This is a genomic window from Flavobacterium macrobrachii, assembly GCF_014486675.1.
Classification (GTDB): domain Bacteria; phylum Bacteroidota; class Bacteroidia; order Flavobacteriales; family Flavobacteriaceae; genus Flavobacterium; species Flavobacterium macrobrachii.
In genome coordinates, this window is sequence record NZ_JACTAC010000026.1 from 20507 (window position 1) to 39849 (window position 19343).

Annotated in this window: 19 protein-coding genes; 13 read left to right on the forward strand and 6 right to left on the reverse strand. The window is 31.7% G+C overall.

Annotated elements, in window-relative coordinates:
* Window positions 1-37: 37 nt before the first annotated feature.
* The 3 genes from IAI56_RS07605 to IAI56_RS07615 are packed head-to-tail and all read right to left on the reverse strand — an operon-like array spanning window position 38 to window position 7079.
* Window positions 38-2650, reverse strand: a complete 2613-nt coding sequence (locus IAI56_RS07605; RefSeq protein WP_187657299.1) for a S9 family peptidase — start codon at window positions 2648-2650, stop codon at window positions 38-40.
* The gene (locus IAI56_RS07610) at window positions 2650-4023 is read right to left on the reverse strand and encodes a RagB/SusD family nutrient uptake outer membrane protein (RefSeq protein WP_187657300.1); all 1374 of its coding nucleotides are present in this window, start codon (window positions 4021-4023) and stop codon (window positions 2650-2652) included. The genes IAI56_RS07605 and IAI56_RS07610 overlap by 1 nt, the downstream gene beginning before the upstream one ends.
* A 17-nt stretch (window positions 4024-4040) precedes the next feature.
* On the reverse strand, window positions 4041-7079 hold the full coding sequence (locus IAI56_RS07615) for a SusC/RagA family TonB-linked outer membrane protein (RefSeq protein ID WP_187657301.1): 3039 nt from the start codon (window positions 7077-7079) through the stop codon (window positions 4041-4043).
* A gap of 575 nt (window positions 7080-7654) precedes the next feature.
* Here IAI56_RS07615 and IAI56_RS07620 point away from each other — a divergent pair.
* The 9 genes from IAI56_RS07620 (at window position 7655) to IAI56_RS07660 (ending at window position 13968) form a co-directional block, all read left to right on the forward strand.
* Entirely contained in the window at window positions 7655-7897 is a 243-nt protein-coding gene (locus IAI56_RS07620) for a helix-turn-helix domain-containing protein (RefSeq protein WP_187657302.1), read from the forward strand.
* Window positions 7898-7986: 89 nt separating this feature from the next.
* Entirely contained in the window at window positions 7987-9501 is a 1515-nt protein-coding gene (locus tag IAI56_RS07625) for a hypothetical protein (protein WP_187657303.1), read from the forward strand.
* A 75-nt stretch (window positions 9502-9576) separates the two neighbouring features.
* Window positions 9577-9930 (forward strand): DUF3800 domain-containing protein, encoded by a 354-nt coding sequence (locus tag IAI56_RS07630; protein WP_187657304.1) that lies wholly within the window; start codon window positions 9577-9579, stop codon window positions 9928-9930.
* A gap of 83 nt (window positions 9931-10013) precedes the next feature.
* Window positions 10014-10637, forward strand: coding sequence for a DUF3800 domain-containing protein (locus IAI56_RS07635; RefSeq protein ID WP_187657305.1), 624 nt, complete (start codon window positions 10014-10016; stop codon window positions 10635-10637).
* 113 nt (window positions 10638-10750) lie between these two features.
* Window positions 10751-11371: a hypothetical protein gene (locus IAI56_RS07640; RefSeq protein ID WP_187657306.1), complete on the forward strand. Its 621-nt coding sequence runs from the start codon at window positions 10751-10753 to the stop codon at window positions 11369-11371.
* Window positions 11372-11562: 191 nt separating this feature from the next.
* Window positions 11563-12015, forward strand: a complete 453-nt coding sequence (locus IAI56_RS07645) for a hypothetical protein (RefSeq protein WP_187657307.1) — start codon at window positions 11563-11565, stop codon at window positions 12013-12015.
* Window positions 12015-12359: a type II toxin-antitoxin system PemK/MazF family toxin gene (locus tag IAI56_RS07650; protein ID WP_187657308.1), complete on the forward strand. Its 345-nt coding sequence runs from the start codon at window positions 12015-12017 to the stop codon at window positions 12357-12359. The genes IAI56_RS07645 and IAI56_RS07650 overlap by 1 nt, the downstream gene beginning before the upstream one ends.
* Before the next feature lie 267 nt (window positions 12360-12626).
* On the forward strand, window positions 12627-13097 hold the full coding sequence (locus IAI56_RS07655) for a DUF1905 domain-containing protein (RefSeq protein ID WP_187657309.1): 471 nt from the start codon (window positions 12627-12629) through the stop codon (window positions 13095-13097).
* Window positions 13098-13161: 64 nt separating this feature from the next.
* On the forward strand, window positions 13162-13968 hold the full coding sequence (locus IAI56_RS07660) for a hypothetical protein (protein WP_187657310.1): 807 nt from the start codon (window positions 13162-13164) through the stop codon (window positions 13966-13968).
* A 25-nt stretch (window positions 13969-13993) separates the two neighbouring features.
* On the opposite strand, the gene IAI56_RS07665 is transcribed toward IAI56_RS07660, so the two are convergent.
* The 3 genes from IAI56_RS07665 to IAI56_RS07675 are packed head-to-tail and all read right to left on the reverse strand — an operon-like array spanning window position 13994 to window position 15891.
* On the reverse strand, window positions 13994-14812 hold the full coding sequence (locus IAI56_RS07665; RefSeq protein ID WP_187657311.1) for an ImmA/IrrE family metallo-endopeptidase: 819 nt from the start codon (window positions 14810-14812) through the stop codon (window positions 13994-13996).
* Window positions 14784-15131, reverse strand: a complete 348-nt coding sequence (locus IAI56_RS07670) for a hypothetical protein (protein WP_187657312.1) — start codon at window positions 15129-15131, stop codon at window positions 14784-14786. The genes IAI56_RS07665 and IAI56_RS07670 overlap by 29 nt, the downstream gene beginning before the upstream one ends.
* Window positions 15118-15891: a hypothetical protein gene (locus IAI56_RS07675; protein WP_187657313.1), complete on the reverse strand. Its 774-nt coding sequence runs from the start codon at window positions 15889-15891 to the stop codon at window positions 15118-15120. The genes IAI56_RS07670 and IAI56_RS07675 overlap by 14 nt, the downstream gene beginning before the upstream one ends.
* 114 nt (window positions 15892-16005) lie before the next feature.
* On the opposite strand from IAI56_RS07675, the gene IAI56_RS07680 reads away from it, so the two are divergent.
* Genes IAI56_RS07680 through IAI56_RS07695 form a run of 4 tightly spaced genes read left to right on the forward strand, consistent with a single transcriptional unit; the run spans window position 16006 to window position 19242 of the window.
* Window positions 16006-16989, forward strand: a complete 984-nt coding sequence (locus IAI56_RS07680) for a CBASS oligonucleotide cyclase (RefSeq protein WP_187657314.1) — start codon at window positions 16006-16008, stop codon at window positions 16987-16989.
* 11 nt (window positions 16990-17000) lie between these two features.
* A complete protein-coding gene (locus IAI56_RS07685) occupies window positions 17001-17516 on the forward strand; it encodes an HORMA-1 domain-containing protein (protein ID WP_187657315.1) in 516 nt (171 codons plus the stop codon).
* Window positions 17516-18400, forward strand: a complete 885-nt coding sequence (locus tag IAI56_RS07690) for an AAA family ATPase (RefSeq protein WP_187657316.1) — start codon at window positions 17516-17518, stop codon at window positions 18398-18400. The genes IAI56_RS07685 and IAI56_RS07690 overlap by 1 nt, the downstream gene beginning before the upstream one ends.
* Window positions 18397-19242: an SMODS-associated NUDIX domain-containing protein gene (locus IAI56_RS07695; RefSeq protein WP_187657317.1), complete on the forward strand. Its 846-nt coding sequence runs from the start codon at window positions 18397-18399 to the stop codon at window positions 19240-19242. Before IAI56_RS07690 ends, IAI56_RS07695 begins: the two co-directional genes overlap by 4 nt.
* Window positions 19243-19343 lie beyond the last annotated feature (101 nt).

The following is a 19343-nucleotide window of genomic DNA, read 5'->3' on the forward strand; positions in this document are numbered from 1 at the left end:
GCAGTTTTCATCTGTAGAAAACTGCATACTTTTATCTTTACTCTTCTAAATCAGATTTCATCCATGATGCCTTTGGCTTACCTTTTAAATAATGACCAAACCAATCATTCATCTTTCTTAGTAAATCTTCTTGGTTTTTTGGATCTTGAAAAATATGACCTTCGTTGTCATACACCAACATAACATGTTCTTTTTTTAATCGTCGTAAAGCCGCGTAAAAAGTTTCAGCCTGTCGTGGTTGTACTGTTTCATCTATTTTACCAGCCCAAGTCAATAGCGGTGTATTTATTTTACTAGCATTCAGCAAAGGTGAATTTCTATGATAAGCTTCTTGATTATCATAAAAAGAAAATCCCATACGGTACTGCTGATTTTCATAACGCCAGCCATCAATTTCATGATCATTGGTATTAATGGTGAAATAATGCTGTAAATTATCAGATACTGCCGAACCACTTATAGCTGTAGCAAATAGATCCGTTTGTGTAATTATAAAATTAGTTTCATATCCGCCAAAGGATTGTCCAGTGAGTCCAATTCTTTTAGCATCAGCAACACCCATTTCTATTACCTTTTTAGTTGCTGCTGTAACACAGTCAACTGCCGAAATACACGAATTTCCTTTTTCAAATGAAATATCAGGTAACAAAACTGCGTAACCATCAGCAGTTAGATTGACAATATTAAACCCAATCCCATTATGCAAACTTGGAGTAATATAATCATGCCTATATTTTGAAAAAGTTTCATAAATAAACACAACCATCGGATATTTTTTGCTAGCATCATAATTCGCAGGATAATATAAAATACCATTCAAAGGCGTGCCTTTACTATCAGTATAATGTATCATTTCCGTTTTTCCCCAATGATAGTTCTTTTGATGCTCATTACTATATACAATTACTTTTTGCAAACCATTATTGTCAAATACTAATGTTGGTGGTAAATCAAATCGTTGCTTCACACTAATAAAAGCAGTGCCTTTTTTTGATTTTGTAAATTTTGTAACCATCGCATCATCAATAATAAGTTGCTTTGCTTCTTGATTAGGTTTTAAAGTAAAAAATCCATGCGCACCACTTTGCAAATTATAAGAAGTTATAACAACTTCTTTCGATAAATCATATATAAAAGTCCCAGTTTCTGAATAATTAAACTCTTGACTATTTGATACAGCAGATCTATCAAATCGAAATCGCAAGTTCTTTTCTTTACCATTAGTCAGTCGTTTACGTTGTTTTCCATCTAGTGAAATAGCCCATATATCATGGTAATCATAACACAATACAAATTTGCCATCTTTTGTCCAATCGGTCTGACCCCAAACACGCAATTCAGCACCTGGATCATCAACCCAGTTATCCCAACTAACATTCAATCCTTGAGTAATGTTAGTATGTGATTTTTTCTCAATATCGTAAACCCACCAATTACTATTTTTGTAATAGCTTATATACTTTCCGTCTGGTGAAAAATCAATCTGACTATCATATCCACTCTGTTCTTTAAGTACCAATTCTTTTACTCCGGTTCTAATATTCATCAAGTAATAATCCATATCAGCATATAATTTATATTTTGGTTTATACTGATATTTATCCGCCACAAGTGCATAATCTTGAGTACCATTCAAAGCAAACCAATTTTTTTGCTCCGAACTAATTGGTTTAACAAGTCTTTCTTTTACAAACCAAGCCGCTAAAAATTGCGAATAAGGTACACTTGCTCTCAACTTTCTTTCACGATAAAGCAACTGGTCTTTGGCATGCCAAACCTCAACACCGCCAGAATATCCAGTAGTGTCTCTTGCCACAACATTCGTTATTCCAAAAAATACCTTTTTGCCATCACGAGAAACCTTCAGTGCAATATTTTGATCGGGAGAAATTTTCATTTGAGACGGAAAAATAGCATCCGAAGATTTCACCGTATATAATTTGGCGGCCACAAAATCATAATAACACACAACCTCATTACCTTTATCAACTCCATAAAAAGCAATAGAATTACCATTTTGTTGCCACTTCAAAACTTCAAAAGTTTGCGCGTTTGGTTTCAAAATTACCTGATTACTAAAGGTATTTTTTAAACTCAAAGAACCTATCGAACCTTTACCATTTTCAGAAGTTGCATAGACCAACTTTGTTTTGTCCAAATTCCATTCATAAGCCGTTACATTTTCAATTCGCTCAGTAACTGTTTCATTCTTTCTTATAACTAGTGCACGAGCATCTTCCAAAGTAACCAAATACTGTCCATCAGCCGAATAGTCATACCTACTAACATTCGCATATAATTTCTCTGTTCCGTTTTTCAAATCAAACAATACTAATCCTTCCTTTTTGATAAAAGCAAAGCTTATTTCCCCAATAAATTGACCATGTTGCAAATTGAGAAACACAAACTTCCTATCAGTTTTAGTATGTACCACAAACGTAGTATCCATATCATTTTCATACGAAAACCGATAACTAACCCAATTGCCTTTATCAGACAATTGCTCACTTCCCATAGTATGCCACAAACCATAATCGGCTTCGGTTACGTGCTTCTTAGTTAGCACCTGTCCCATTACAGGACAGGGAACTAACCCAACTAATAGTATGGCGATCACACCATAAAACGTTGGTAAATAAGTAAACTTCATTAATAGCCGGGATTTTGAGTTAGGTTCGGATTAGCCAATAATTCCGTTTCGGGTATTGGCCAATGAACATCAGTACTATTCCATCCCAATTTCACAATTGGCAAAACAGTATTCAACGCTCCAGTTCGTTTCAAATCAAAAAAGCGATGTCCTTGTTCAGTAAACAATTCAAAGTGTCGTTCGTCTTGCACAGCGGCAATAATTTCAGCTTCAGTGTTAGCTGTAGTATTCGGCAATCCTGCCAAACTTCTAACCATATTCAAGTCTTGTTTCGCATTACTCAATTCGCCTTGTCGTGCTCTAGCTTCGGCACGAATTAAATATTGTTCCGCCAATCGAAACACTATCGAATACTCCACAGAGGTTCCAGTGTTATTATTTTGCTTGTATTTATTGGCATGATACCAAGTGTCAGAACCATCCGTTACTGTCGCAATCCAATGACTTTTTCTAAGGTCATCATTCGCAAACGAATTATACAATTCTTCACGCAATCCAACAAACGGCGGTGGTCCTGTTTGAAATACAAATACAGAACCTTCATCCGTATTATTACCTTCCAACTTTGGCGAGAATTGCCAAATCGTAGCCGTACAATCTTTCAAGAATATCTTATCAATATCCGTTTCCCAAACATAGTCTGCATTATTCAAAACAGCCGAGGCAGCATTCGAAGCTTCTGCCCAATTACCATTATACAAATAGACACGTGCTAACAATGCCGATGCAGTCGCACGATTAGGTCGAACGCGTTCCGGTGCAAAATAAGCTTCTGGTAATAAGGCAATCGATTGTTGCAAATCGGAAATAATGTTAGTATAAACTTCCGCTGTTGGCATTCTACTGACCAAACGGTTTACTTCATAATCAGTAGTTGTGATATACGGCACATCACCATACAAATTCACCAAGTAAGAATGCACCAAAGCCCTAACAAATAGTGCTTCACCAATAAACTGATTTTTATCAGCAGTCGAAAGTCCGGTCGAGTTCTGGCAACCGTAAATCACGGCATTGGCACAATAAATCTGCTGGTAACTTTCATTCCACATCTGCGATGCCATTGATGTAGTCGCAAGCATCGTATTGTTAAAAATAAACGTAGTGTTATCATCAGTAGCACCATAATAAGTCAGTTCATCAGCATACAATCCCAAACTTACTCCAGAACCATTAGCGTTTCCTGCTATTAATCCTGTATCGCGTAGCTTTGAATAAATATCAATCATCGCCGCATTGGCTGTAGTTCTATCTTCAAAAACAGTAACTCCAGTTAGTTGCGAATTGGGCGTTTCAACATCCACAAAACTATCACATCCTACTAAATTCAATAGTAGTACGAAACCCAAAATTGTTATTTTAAAATTTTTCATAGTCATATAAATTAAGATTATAAAGTCAGTTTTACACCAGCCGAATACACTTTCAACGGTGGCAAATAATTACTAAACTTAAATTCGGGATCTCCATTAGAATAATTGGTAAAAGTCAATAAGTTCTGACCTTGCAAATACAATTGACATCGAACACCTTTGCTCTTTTTCAAAGGCAAGTCATACGTCAACGATATGTTTTTCAAGCGCACATACGAAGCATCTTCTATGTTTCCTGTACTCAGTGCATAGCGGAAATAACCATTGATAATATCGCCATTAACACCACTAGTAAGCGGCTGTTGTCCATTTGAATTACTCACACTTGCCAACTGATTAACCGCCGTTCCGGGAACACCTGGAGTGGGTCCAAAAGTTTCTTGCTTCACAAACTGAAACAGAAAATCCAATTGTAGATTTTTATACTTAAAATTGTTCTGCAAGCCACCAAAGAAATCGGGACTTAAATCAACAATTTCTGTTCTATCTCCTATCGAAGTAATCACACCATCACCATTCACATCTTCAAACTCATAAACACCAGTAGTTGGGTTCATGCCTGTGTAATTATAAACTTTGATAATGTTAATCGGCTGACCAACTATGTAGCGATTAGCATTCGTAGAACTTTCCAATCCGGGATAAGAAACCAATTTATTTCTACTAACAGAAATATTAAAATTAGTTGTCCACTCAAAATTGGTACGTTGAATGTTTACAGTTCGCAGTGTAAACTCAAGTCCACTATTTTGCACTGTAGCATCAAGATTGGCATTCAGCGAACCAAACCCAGTCGTTCCGGGCAACGGAATACCAACCAACTGATTAGACGAACGATTAAAATAATACGCAGTAGTTAAAAACAGTCTATCTTTCAAAAAGCCAGTTTCCAACGCCACTTCAAATTTCTTATTCGTTTCCCATCCAAACTCGGGATTAAACAACCGTATCGGTTGCAATCCAATCAATCCTTGATAGGTATTGCCTGATGAAGCATAAGTGTCCAAAAACTGATAATCGCCAATCTGATCATTACCAGTCGTTCCATAACTCGTGCGTAATTTTCCAAAACTCAACACTGAATTATCTTTTAAAAAGTTTTCATTCGAGAAAATCCAAGCCGCACCAACAGCGCCAAAAGTCGCAAACTGCTTGCCAGTTCCAAAGCGACTCGAACCATCACGGCGACCGGTAATATTTAGTAGATAACGTTCATTCCAATTATAGTTGATTCGGGCAAAAAAGGCTTGATACTTATAAATCGTTTCATCACTCAAGTCAATAGTTTTAATCGATGCCGAAGCCAAATCGTGAATCAAACTATTACTCGAAAATCCAAATCCATTCATAAACAATCGATTGGTTTCCTGTTGCTGAAAAGTACTTCCAACCAAAGCTTCTACTTTTCCTTTTCCAAGAGTGGTATTCCAATTCAATTGAGGTTCAACAATCCAAGTACTTCTATCAGTCTGACTAACACTCAATCCCGAAAACTCACTTCCTAATCCATAAGCCGGATTATACATCGTATGCGGCTGGGTTCTGCTTTCCGTATTCTTCAAATCCGAATAACCAAAACTCGATTTCGCTTGTAAATTCTTTAAAATTTGATAAGACAAAACAGTATTCGCAGTCAAGTCTTTTATATTCGAATCAAATTCCGACAACATGGTTGCCAACGGATTATCCCAAGTGCTATTCTCCCAATTCAAGTTCCCATCAGCATCATAAAGCGCAGGTGCATTAGGTGCCAAGGTTCGCGATACTGCTGTCAAATCAGTAGCAGGTTGATTATTCTTTTGCGCAGTATAATTTGCCGAAAACACCAACTTAAATTTGTCATCGTCTGAGGTATGATTCATGTTAAAATGTGCAGCACCTTTGTTATACTTAAAATCACCAGGAAAAACAGTCGTTTCAGTTCTATAATTCCCACTCAATAAATACTGTGTTTTGGCACTTCCGCCAGAAACCGAAGCTTGTAAATTATTAACCTCGGCAGTACCACCAATAAATTCCTTTTGCCAGTCCGTATAGCGGTTGGCATCCCAAGTACCATTCACATCATAGGCAAAGTCGGGATAAACACTAATGCCATCATTCGCAAATGCCTGTTGGCGCATCGCTAAATACTGTTGCGTATTCATCAGTTTAGGTGTTCGGGTAACACTTCCAACACTCGTAGAACCATTCACAGTAAAGGTGGTTTTTCCTGCCTTTCCTTTTTTAGTAGTAATCAATACCACACCATTAGCACCACGCGAACCATAAATCGCCGTGGCATCAGCATCCTTGAGCACTTCAATACTCTCAATATCCGATGGATTAATAGAATTTAACGGACTGGTCAAACTTGGTGCCGTTCCACTAGTAGCAATAGAACCAATAGTTTCCGACGAATATGGAACACCATCTATAATATAAAGCGGTTGGTTTCCATCAGCACGCAAACTATTTGTACCTCTAATTTTAATACTAAAAGCACCACCCGGACTTCCACTATCCTGTACAATATCCACACCAGCCATACGTCCTTGCATAGCCGCAAGTACATTAGTCACAGGTTGTTTTTCTATATCTTTAGAAGTAATCTTTGATATACTCCCAGTTCGCTCTTTATCTTTTACACTATAATACCCAGCATTCACAACCACTTCCCTCAAAGTTGTTGCATCTTCCTGCATTGTAACATTGATAGTACTGCGACTGTCAACTGCGACTGCGACTTCCTTATATCCTACAAAACTGAAAACAAGCACATCGCCTTCAGTAGCAGCTATAGTAAACTGACCATTGGTATCGGTTATAGTATTTATTGGTTTGCCTTTAATTGAGACTGTTACACCATTCAATGCGCCATTGGCATCACTGACTATTCCAGTAATATTTTGCTGTATTTTTGTCATTCCGACAAAGGAGGACACGAGCGATAGCGAATTGGCGAAGCAATCTCCTCTTGCTTCTTGCTTCTTTTCTCCCGAAGCAAACGTCATTTGAAAACAAAGACAGCACATCATAATAATGCACCTGTCCTTGTACAATGAAAATTTATTCATAATTTTGGTTGAGTTAAATGAAACATTAGTTTTGTTTGTCTAGGCTTCCTAACTAGTTTGGCGACGACGTAGGAAGTCTTTTTTTTGTCATCCCGTGCGCAGTCGAGGGACAATTCGAAGTTTAGTTTGTCATTACAACGGATTACGACGTGGCAACTTGTCATTGCGAGGCACGAAGCAATCTCATCATTTTTTCATAGGCACACAGTTTTAAAAGTTAATAAAACAACTGCGACGCTTGATTTCAGCATTACTTTAAACCTGTGAGTAAACCAATTTTGTAGAATAAAAAAAGGCATGGAACTCAGCTTATCGTTTCAGAGGTACTGGCATACCCAACCACAAATAAGTGAGCCCACGCCATAAGACGTGAGCATCAGACTTATCCTCTCGTGGTTTTAAAAACGCCAGTTTTCCGAAACGAGATTCAAAGCGAATGCTTCAAATATTTTTAAATGAAGAATCGCAAATTTAATTAATTCGGTGCTAATATAATAAAATATTTCAATTGTGGTAGAATATTGCCACAATATTTTTTAAGAATGTATTGAAATTGCTTGAATAATTTAATCGCAATGAACAAAGAGTTAAAACAGCAATTTCAAACTTCATTTGGCAAGCAACTAGAAAAATTTAGAGTTCTGCAAGGTCTTAGTTATAGGCAATTGGCACAACGTTGTGATTTGGATCATAGTGTCATTAGTAAAATTGAAAAAGGAGAAGTCAATATTCAAATTGGAACTGTATTGGAACTTGCAAAAGGATTAAAAGCTCATCCCAAAGAGCTTTTCGATTTCAAATTTGATTTAGATGAATAAATTGTCCCAAACAATTTATACTATTAAAGATGCTTCGGCATCTTTTTTTATATATTTATAAGCTGACATAATCCCATAAATCGAAGAAAATGAAACTTCCACAAGGAAAAATGAAAACAGAAGAACTAAATGCTTTTTTTGAAGAAAGTATTGAATATCATATAAAATCATTTTATGATAAAATTTCTGAATATGAACCAATTAGTTTATTTAATGATTGGAGGTTACTACTACAATGCATAGATGAATTGATCAATATTCCTTTTGAAATAAAAAATGATGAGAACTTAAATCTTTTTTTAAATTCTAAAATAGACCTCAAAGATCAAACTTCTTTTTTGACCATAAAGAATACTATGGATTTTTTGAAAGAAAGATTTGATGAAAATGTAGCAAGGAGGTATTATCAAATAATGTTGATGACTTCGTCAATTAATTTAGCTTTCATTGAAAATCAATATTATGATATTTATGATAATACTATCAATCTAAATGATGCGAAGAATAGTATTAATTTTTTTCAATCAAGAAGAATATATTTTGTAACAACATTATTTTTGATACCAAAAATAGCTAAGGGTAATAAAAAGTCTGAATTTATTCATTTACTAAATGACTTTTTACAAATTTTAGATAGTTGTCTAGTAAATATAACGACATCATATCAAAAACTATTAGTGAACAATAGTATTTCTGATTTTGAAATGGTTTTTGATGATAAAAAAGGTATCGGAAATTTTAATTTTAATCAATTAGAATCATTTTACCTTAATCCCCAGAGATTATCTCTGATGGATCAACTAGAATTTCGAAAGGAAGATATAGAAATTGAAACTTTAGTGGGTAAAAATGCAAAAAAAATATTTTCTTTTAATGAAATTGCCGACACAATGATTTTATTGTCTTCTGCATTTAAAAAATATAATGTTGAGTTTACAAATAAATATAAAGAGCTGAACATTCTATTTCAAGAAATTGCCTATTATCTAAATAATGATTACGATATTATTATTGAGGAATCCGAGTTTGAAAAAATTCAAAATAAAGTCAAAACTTTAAATCTTTACAATGACTCAGCAGAATATTTCACAAATTTAAATTCCATTTCACCTTTCCAAAAATCAGACAAAAAGTTTTACTCGACAGTTGTTTTATTAAATAGATACGCTTATAATTTGATTTTAAATGATTTAATGTCAAATAGAAAGTTTCAGGTAAACTCTGGATTTATTTTTGAAAATAGAATTAGTGAAATTCTTGAATCAAATGGTTTTATTGATACTAAGATAACAAGAATAAACAGAAAAGAGTTTGATGTAGTAACTATAAAAAAAGATAAAATTTATAACTTTCAGTGTAAGAATAACTTTTACAATATATCTGATATTAATAGAAATTACAAAGTAATTACTGGCTTAAACCGAAGGTTATGTAAATATTATGAACGTGCTATTATTAAAGAAATAAAAAGAGAAAATTTGTTAATTGAAAAGTTAGGAATAAGTAAAATTGAACATTTTGTTATTTCAAGGTTTCCAGTAATTACAAGAAATGAAAAAATAATAAATTTTAACAACCTTGATGAATGGTTGATGGCTAATTAAGTTTAGAAATATATTATACCTTTTCAACTTTTAAAATCCTGAATTAAATATACTAATGAGTTAAAATTAAAAGGAATGTCACATACTACAATATATTTTGATGAGTCAGGCAATACCGGACAAGATATGCTCAACAAAGAGCAGAAAGTTTTTGTTTTGGCATCAGTAAATTATAATGATAAAGAACTTGAAGAAATTAAGGAAGTTTTCGAAATGAGTGACGAAGTGCATTTCAAAAACTTGAAAAATAGCTCAACTGGAAGAAAAAAAATTATAAGCTTTTTGAATCATAAGTTAATACAGGAAGAGCATATAATATTTTATGTAGCACATAAAGAATTTAATGTATGTGGTCAGATTACTGATTTATTAATTGAAACTGTCATGTTCGAAAATGGTTTTGATTTGTATAGGCATGAAAAAATATAGCTTACGCCAACTGGATTTATTATTTTGGTAATTTTTTTTGGGACAAAACTCTTTATCAAGATTTAATCGAGAAATTTGTGAATATGGTAAGGGTTAAGAATGTAGAGGCTGTAAATAGCTTTTACATTATCGCAAGTAAATTACTTGATTCAGTGAAAGAAAAAAGTGTAGTTAAGCCAATCGTTGATAGTGAAAGATACATAACTAAAATAATGGAATCAATAGATAAATATAGTATTGATGTGACATTTTCAACTTTTCTTGTATTGTGTGATAAATGGTATAAAAAAAGTAAAAATAAGATAGATGTAAAAATGGATACTTCAAAACAGATTGAACATTATAAACACTATATAGATCATACTGAAAAAATTGCAAAAATGTCACCTGAAGTTATCGAAATAGGTTATGATATTAGAAAAATTACATTTCCACCTCAAATAAATAGTTTAGAAATGGTAGATTCAAAAAATGAATTTGGTGTTCAATGTGCAGATTTAATTGCAAGTGCTATTTCGTTTATGTATAATAATGAGAATGGTAAGTTTGCTAAATTTTCAAAAGAGATTCAAGAATCTAAACTACTTCAATTATCAAATGCAAATGTACTTTGGCCAACTCATGACGTTTCACCTAAGGCATTAGGCATGGAAGATGGAAAAGGAATTAATCCGATTGATTTTATGTATAACAATCTAAATTTTTAATTTTTTTATTCTTTCTTTTACTTTGCAGAAAATAAAACGAGCGATTACATACAAGTCATTAAAAGATTCAATAGTTGTACTTTTTTGAAAATAAAATACTTTAAAGAAAAATAATGGAAAAAGAAAAATTAGAGGAGGTTTTGAGATTGGCAGAAAATTTCAGGGATGCAACACTTGGTTCGGTAAAACCAAATGGAAAGTGTTTTTCATTAAGTTATCCATTATCATTGCATCTTGAAAACAATAATTTAAATAATTACATTACAGCAGGATATTTTAAAAATGTTTCGAAGTCTCATTTTTGGTTGACATTTGAAAAAAATACAGAAATAATAGTAGATATAACGAAGGATCAGTTTTATAAAAAATCCCCAAAAGTATTCATTGGAAAAAAACCAGATGATTATTTTATAACAGAAATAGAATTTGAAAAGTTGATTGAAGAAGTCTATAATGCATGGATAATTCCTTTTAAATATTCAGAAAATTTTAAAGATTATGATATCGATGTATTATTGGAGATTAATTTAAGAGCAGCAATTATTCTCAATAATGAATTAGATGAAAAGAAAATGGATTTTAATAATTCATTAAGAAGTAAAATATATTTTATTGGAATATTCGAGATTTTAAACATTTTCCAAGACAGGTTGGAAATGTTTGAAAATATTATTGGTTTTAATGAACTTAAATTAAAAGCGATAAAGCATCAAGTAGAAAATAGCACTCTTTAATTTTAGTTTATAACTTCACATCAAAAAGCCATTTTAACATACTTTTTGAAACATTTTACAATTTTAAACGTTTAACAAACAAAGTAAATTAACTTTCAAAATCAGTAACTTCAATCGGTTTTAGTCCTTATCTATTGTAATATTGATTAGAATAACTATATTTGGAACGTAATTTGCATTACAATTACTATATGTATTTAAGTATTGACATACAAGACATGGCACAACCAATAGTAAGTGATACTAAAAAAGTATCATTCATTGTTCGGTTTTTGTATTTTATTAAAAATAAAATGGTCACTAAATACAACAATCATCTTACTACATTCAACTTAGCGTTAGAAGGAGCATTAAATCGTATTGATGCACTTAATCTAGAAAAATCTACATCGTTGCTTTCAGAAATGAAAGGAATAATTACATCTTTAGAGAATGTTGAAGTCGATTTAGCCAAAGCTAATTATTTAGACAGCGATGATGTAAAACAAAATATCAAATATTCGCTTGAATGTTTATACAAATTAGAAAGCAAACTTCACAAAAATGTATATAAATCAGCTCCAATAATTGAAACTGAAGATGATTTAAAAGAAGGCTTTTCTAAAATGAAAGCAGCTTCTCTAGACAAATTACTTTCTTGTTAATGAGTTTCCAAAAAGGCGATATTATTGACGTATTTTTTGATTTACCTTACTCAAAGGAAACAAAAACACATCCTGCAATTATAATTTCTAACGAAGACGTTTACGACAAAGACGAACTATACGTATGTGTAATGATGACATCATCTACAGAAACTGATTTATTTACTTTCGAAGTAACCCAAGATATGTTAGTTCAAAAAAACAATAAGGATTTCAGTCAAGCTAGATGCCATCTAATTTCGTATGTTTTGGAAAAACATATTGTGGGTAAAACTCCCAAAAACACATTAAAGGAAAATGCTTTAAAACGTTTATTAATTAAAATTAATGATACCGTATTTTAATTAATCACTCCAAATATAAAAATTACAATTCAAGATGCTTCCGGCATCTTTTTTTATACTACATACTCAAAAATATAGTATTCAATTCCGGTAATAATTATCCGAGTTTACATTCGGAGCAAAATATTTTAGATCAAAAGATACTACTTTAAAAATGATATTTGAAAAAACAGAAAAAGGTGATGTATATTTGATGTCATCTATAAGTTTTCGGTAATGTTTTAAGACTCCAAAAAATAAGAATCAAAAAAAAATTAAATTAGAACTATGAATTTTATAATTGAAAATGAACGATTAGAAATTATATATACTCCAGGAAATGGTGCTTGGACTTATCAACTTATTATACCAAATACCAAAAATATAAAAGGAAAATGGGGAGATTTAAAAGTATCTGGTAAAATTGACAATTTTGAAATTAAAAATAAGAATTTGGGGCCAATGAAAAACTCCGACAAAAAAATGGCGTTAAACTCAGAAATTAGAAATTCTATCGGAAAAGGCGCTGGAGATTTTGTCAATGTCACACTCTATCTTGAAAATCAAAACAAAGAAAAAACGAATGAAAATCAAATGATTTTTGAATGTTTCAAAGATGCTGAAGTACTTGATATATTCAATAAACTCACAATTGAGGAACAAAATGAAATAATTCAGAGCATAAATTCAACCGCTACTGAAAACCAGAAAGTGGAAAAGATTGTGAAATTTATTGCAAAACTTGAACAGTTAAATTGATAGTTGGAAAGAATTGGAATAAAAGAAGTTGAGTATATTTGACAATCAGCAGAAAAATCATAATATGAAATTAGTAGAAAAGGAATTTAATTTAATTGAAATTTTAGCCAAAACGAATTATCAAATTGTAATATGTAAAAATCAAAATCTTGAAAATCCAATTGCATTTGGTTCGGGGTTCTTCATAAATTATAAAGAAAATCTTTTTTTTATAACTGCTGACCATAACATTCATATTGAAGATCATAAGATAAATGAAAGAACAGGGATTGATAATCATGTAGCAATCTTAAATAATATCAGTGATAAAAATACTTTGTCAACATTGATGACTCCAATTGGTGGTTTTTATTATATGGAGAAAATAGATTTTTTTAATCCAAATAAGAAAGCCGAACTTTTTGATGTTGCCATAAGTTTAATTAACAGAAATGAAATAATTGCTCCATTTGTTACTGATGAGCAAATACAAGATAGTGAAGGCAATATTTTTGTAAAAAAAAACGAAGAGAAGTTCGAATTTTTAGATGAGCATATCGTTGAGCCAAATACTAATGATTTTTATTTTATAAAAGGAAAAATAAGACCTCAGTTCAAAGGAGTTATGCTTCATAGAGAAAACACTCACAAAGAAGGTATTCAATTCATAGAGAAATATGGAGACTATATTTTATTAAAAACAAAAGAAGTAATTTCTGATTATGAAGATTGGGCTGGACTTAGTGGCTCACCTGTTCTCAATCAAAAAGGAGAATGTATTGGTGTTTTATGCTCAATTATTGAAAATTCACAATCAATATGGGTGAAACCTTTTGAAAAAATTAAACCTCTTTTAGATGTTATTATTTTACAGGAACAATTAGATAAATAGGTTTACTATTTGTTTATTTATGAAACTATTTAAACCATAAAAGGCTTATTACATAACTATAATTATCAGAATAAAAACATTGCTCATACATTGTTTTATTAGCACGACCATCATTAACAAATGGATAAAACCAATCATCCGCCGAAAGTTCTTGAATAGCTGTATACTTACTCTCGGGAGTTGTGAAGAATTCACTTGCAACCGTAGTTCTTGGAAGCATACCTCCAACTTTAAACTTAAATGGCCATTGTGGGAAATCATCGCTTCGTAGAAACCATTTTGCAATATTATCCTTAGATATGACGGCAAAAATTTCATGAGTTCCTATCTTACAAAATCTAATTAATGTTGCAAGAATACTTGTTTGAAATGCTTCAGACAACTTAAAAATAGTATCAAAAGAAAAGTTTCTACCTCCAGATACAATTCTAAATTTCTCTTTTGGCATAAGTAATACACTCGCAAAATAATCAGCCTCAAGCTCCATTAAGTTTTTCTGATTGATATTGTGAAAAGATGCATGTGGTTCAAGCAAACCATATTTTAATCCTAATCTGTGCTGCTCAATAAAAAAATGTCCTAATTCGTGTGCAAAAGTATAGCGACCTCTTTTAGAATATTCATTATTTCCATTATCAATATTTATGTGAATATGAAAATTTAAATCTTCTGTATCATAAAGTAACATTCCATCAAAGGCATCCTCATAATGGTCGAAATAATGTGAGATATCCTCATCCTTTGCTATTTCATCTAAAAGAGTGAGATTTTTGTTTGAAAAATCTTTAGCAATAAACTCAGCAAGTTTATCTATCTCATTTATCGGATGATTCGGTATCACCATTTTTTTTTGAATTATTTTGATTGTTCTTTATTTTGTTTAAAATGTGTTCAGGTAATTTACTGCCATTACGAGCAACCATTCTATACTCTGAAATCTCTTCAGGTTTTAAAGATTCTGGTATTTGTATATTTTTAGGGATTTCTTCACCTCTTATTATTTTTGCAGGATCTATTTCTAATCCTGTTAAACCATAATCAATATTACCAAAAAGGGTTTCAAACCTAGCCAACTCAATTTCATTTCTTGGAAAAAGAAATCCAGTTGATGCTAACCATTCGGTAACGTTCTCGGGTGTTATATGTTTTTTACTTTGAGCCATATAATTTCAAATAAGTGTCCACAATATCAAATGAATCTTTTTTATAGCTTCTAATGGTTGCTTGTGATAAATCAAGCTCGTTTCTCAAACTTTCAAGTAATTTTCTTGGAAGTTTATAACCGTCTTTTTCATGCATTTTATAGGTTAAATAAATTACTTTATGTTTTGGAGATAATCGATCAAGTGCATTTTGAATTATTTCTTGAATTCGTTTTAACTCTCTCAGCTTTGATGGTTGCATATTTGATTGTTCCATATCTGGAAAATCTTTAATAATTTCTTCATCCCCAATATATGGACTTAAATCATTTCCAAGAATTTCATTTTTAAAACCAGGCAGAAGATTTTGAGCAATTCTAAAAAGAAAAAAAAGCACACAAAGGTCAATCTCTTTGTTACATTTATCCTTATTAAAACTTCCTGCGTATTTTCTAAATCTTTCAAATACCTTTTCACCTAATTGAACGGCATAATCTTGGTCTAAATTCCATTGCTTGCATATTGGAATTAATTTTTTCAACAACTGAATTTGAAACCTAAAACAGAATACCATGAATGCATCATCAGACGTACTAGAGTATGCCGGATCATTTGACCATTGAATGTATTCAATGAGATTTTCGGTAGTTTCATTTTGTAATTCCTGCCACGCCATGTATTGATTCTGTATAATACTACCTAAAACCGTGGTAACGCTTTTGGTAGTAATAGTAGAGACAAAGTTATAAATTAAAATAAAGCTAACTATGATAATAATCAATAAATTACTTACATACAAAATTAATGCTCCTTAAAAAATAGTTATTATGCCAGTATGTCAGATTACAATATAGGGAATAATATTTGAATAAACTTTTAACATAAAATTAATAAGATGAAATACACAAACGACGAATTAGGTTTTTTTGTTGACAAAATTAAGCTAAAGGCTGAGGATATGCCAAAATACAGAGCTCAGATAAATAATCTTAAAGAAAAACTGGAGAACAAAATTAAAAACGATGACAGTCATGGTCTAAAAGTGACAAAATACATTTTAGCAGGTTCTTGGAAAAAACATACAATTTTAAAGCCAACTGGAGATTATCCAATAGATATTGATTTGGTTTTATTTGTTGGAGGCGATGATAATATACAGAACGATTTGAACAAACTTTTCGAATACATCATTACTTATCTTGAAGAAATATACCCTCAAAAAGACATCAGAAAAGTAGTTGATGCTAAGGGTAATACAAAATCTATAACAATTATCTTTAGTGGTTCAGGTTTAGAGGTAGATATTGTACCTGTTGTACCAATAGTGTCTCCAGCAGAATATGTTTGGCAACCATCAAGAAGAGGTGGTTCAAAATACATAACTAGTATTTCTAAACAACTCGATTTTTCTTTAAACAACAGAAGAAATAATCCATCATATACAAGTATAGTAAGAGCTTTAAAATGGTGGAGAAATGAAAAAGAAATAAAACCAACTGATGATGAGCCAGGATTATCTTCATACGTAATTGAATTAATAGTAGCTTACCTAGATATTAATAATGGGATAGAAACTAATATTGAAGAGGCAATAATTAGATTTTTTCAATTCTTGAGTGGACCAAATTTTCCTGTAATTTCATTTAAAAACGCTATAAATTCTGTACCAGCATACTACACTTCAAGTATTTATGTTGCCGATGATACAAATAATGAAAATAACGTTTCTAAAAGAATGACAGATAGTAAATGGAAAGAAATAGTTGAGGAAGCATCCGATGCGTTTGACTCACTTAATATTGCACAATCAAAAAGAAATGAAGGAGATACTTTAACAGAATGGAAATATGTTTTCGGTTCTACATTTAATGTAAAATAAAAAATATAAATATGTACGGAACAAATACAATAACAGGAACTTACACTGTAATTGATATCAGAAAGACCTTTGAGGGTTGCGAGGCTGATATTAGAACAATTGCAAGAAGAACGGGTAAATGGACAATGAGTTATGTTGATGACTTATTCCATGATATAATGGAACTAGCTGAAAATGGCTATTTAGATACAGTTACAATTACTTTGAATAATTCTAATACTGGAACAGCAATAAGAGCTGCAAAATTTACCGTAAATTCTAACGGTACGGCGACATCAAGTGAAAGAGCAGGAAGTAATAATGATTGGGAAAATTTAAGTAATACAAATTTATCAGTCATTTTGTCTTACACTTCTAAATGGCATAATTTGTCTGCAAGTGATAAAAGTAACTTTCAGAAAAATCATTCATTTAAAATCGGCTGGGTATCATCAAGTGTAAACACGAGTTTCCCACACTTAAATAGTAATAACGCGCAACTATATGCCAGTAAAGGGTATGAACTGCAAAAAACAAATTTTAAATAATGGCTTCAATATTTGATAATGCGACTGTACTTCCAAGTGCATCGATACAAGAAAAAACAAAAAATCTAGTTGGATTTGAAAAAAAATTTAATCGTATTTACACTAATCTTAAATTATTACTTGACCAAGAAGGATTAATAAATTGGAGTAAAAAATTCCATAATGTTCAGTTACCAGTAATTGATCAAATAAAAGATAAATATCCACTAATTATTTTAGCAGGAGATGCTGGAACTGGAAAAACTATTGCTGCTGAATCTATAGCTGACCGAATGGTTAGAGAACTAAAGAAAGAAGGTCATTTTCTGAAACTAAGCACAAGAGTTCGTGGAGAAGGTTTACATGGTCAGATGGGAAATTTGGTAAATGATGCTTTTGCAGAATTAAAAACACAAGCTGGTAAAAAAAGATTGGCATTTTTACTAATTGATGAGGCTGATGCTATTGCAACAACTCGTTCAACAATGCAAATGCACCAAGAAGAGAAAGCAGCTGTAAATACACTAATTCAAAAGATTGACGAAATTAGAGAATTGGACGGCAGAGCTATTGTGTTTATGTCAACAAATAGATTACATTTTCTAGATGAAGCGATTCTCAGAAGAGCTGCAATAATTTTAGAATTTGAAAGACCCGATAAAGAGGAAAGAATTGAATTATTTGAAATGGGGTTAAAAGGAATTGATTTTTCAAAAGAACAACTTGAATCATTAGCCGATTTAACTGGTCCAGAACAAAATGATGGATTAGGACATTCCTTTTCAGATATAAGATTACGTGTTTTACCAGAAGCATTAGCGAATTCGTTTCCTGATAAAGCTTTAACTTACGAAATTTTGAGTGAAACAATAACCAAGATTCAACCAAGTCCAAAAATAATATGATACGATATATAATTAAATTTTGCTTAGGTATAATATTAATAATTGTCGGGTACTATTTTGTATCTGACAATCTACAACCTGAAATTATAGGAGCTGGTATTCTTCTATTAGTTGACCTACTAATTTTAGATGTTTTCTATGATTTAATAACTAACCAGAAGAGAGTTTTTTTAGTGCTGAAATGTAAATATTTAGGATTTAAAAATCAATATATAAGATTTTCAATGTCTTATTTATACCGCATTAAAGTTAAAGACAAGTACCTTTTAGTGAAAAGTTCAAATTTTCCTCATTATCAACTTGTTGGCGGTAAATATAAAAGATTAAAAGGAACACAAAGTCTACTTAGAAAAGAGTTTGAGGCTAAAGATGATGCAAAATTAGCTACAAGTGGTCTTATGAAACATGACTATGCACTATATGTACCAGCAAAAAATGCCATTAAATTTCTAGATTGGTTTAATAAAAGGCAGGATCGAGAAATTTCTCACTGGAGAGAATTCTATGAAGAACTTATAGCAGGTAAAGGAGAAATCTTATCAAGAGAAAATTTTCCTTATGTAAATTATAATTACGTTGGAACAGTAACTACTCCTGTAAAGCGAACACCAGGCTGGGACACTTATGAAATATTGCAATACGATATTTTAGATTTGATCCCTACTCCAAAACAAGAAAATGAGCTTGAAGAACTTTTAGAAAAAGGCGATACTGAATATATAAAATGGGCAGATGTAGAACTTATAAACTCATTAGGGCATTGTAAAAGAGAACAAAAACAGTTATACAAAATCGGAGAACACACAAAGTGGGCTTTGAATATTAAGTGGTCTAAAGACTAAAATAAATATCTAATAAAGGTTATTTTTCGGTTCACGAGTTCTAATTGGCCTATCATTAGTTTTAAACAACGACTAGATTTACATAAAAATAAATTATGATT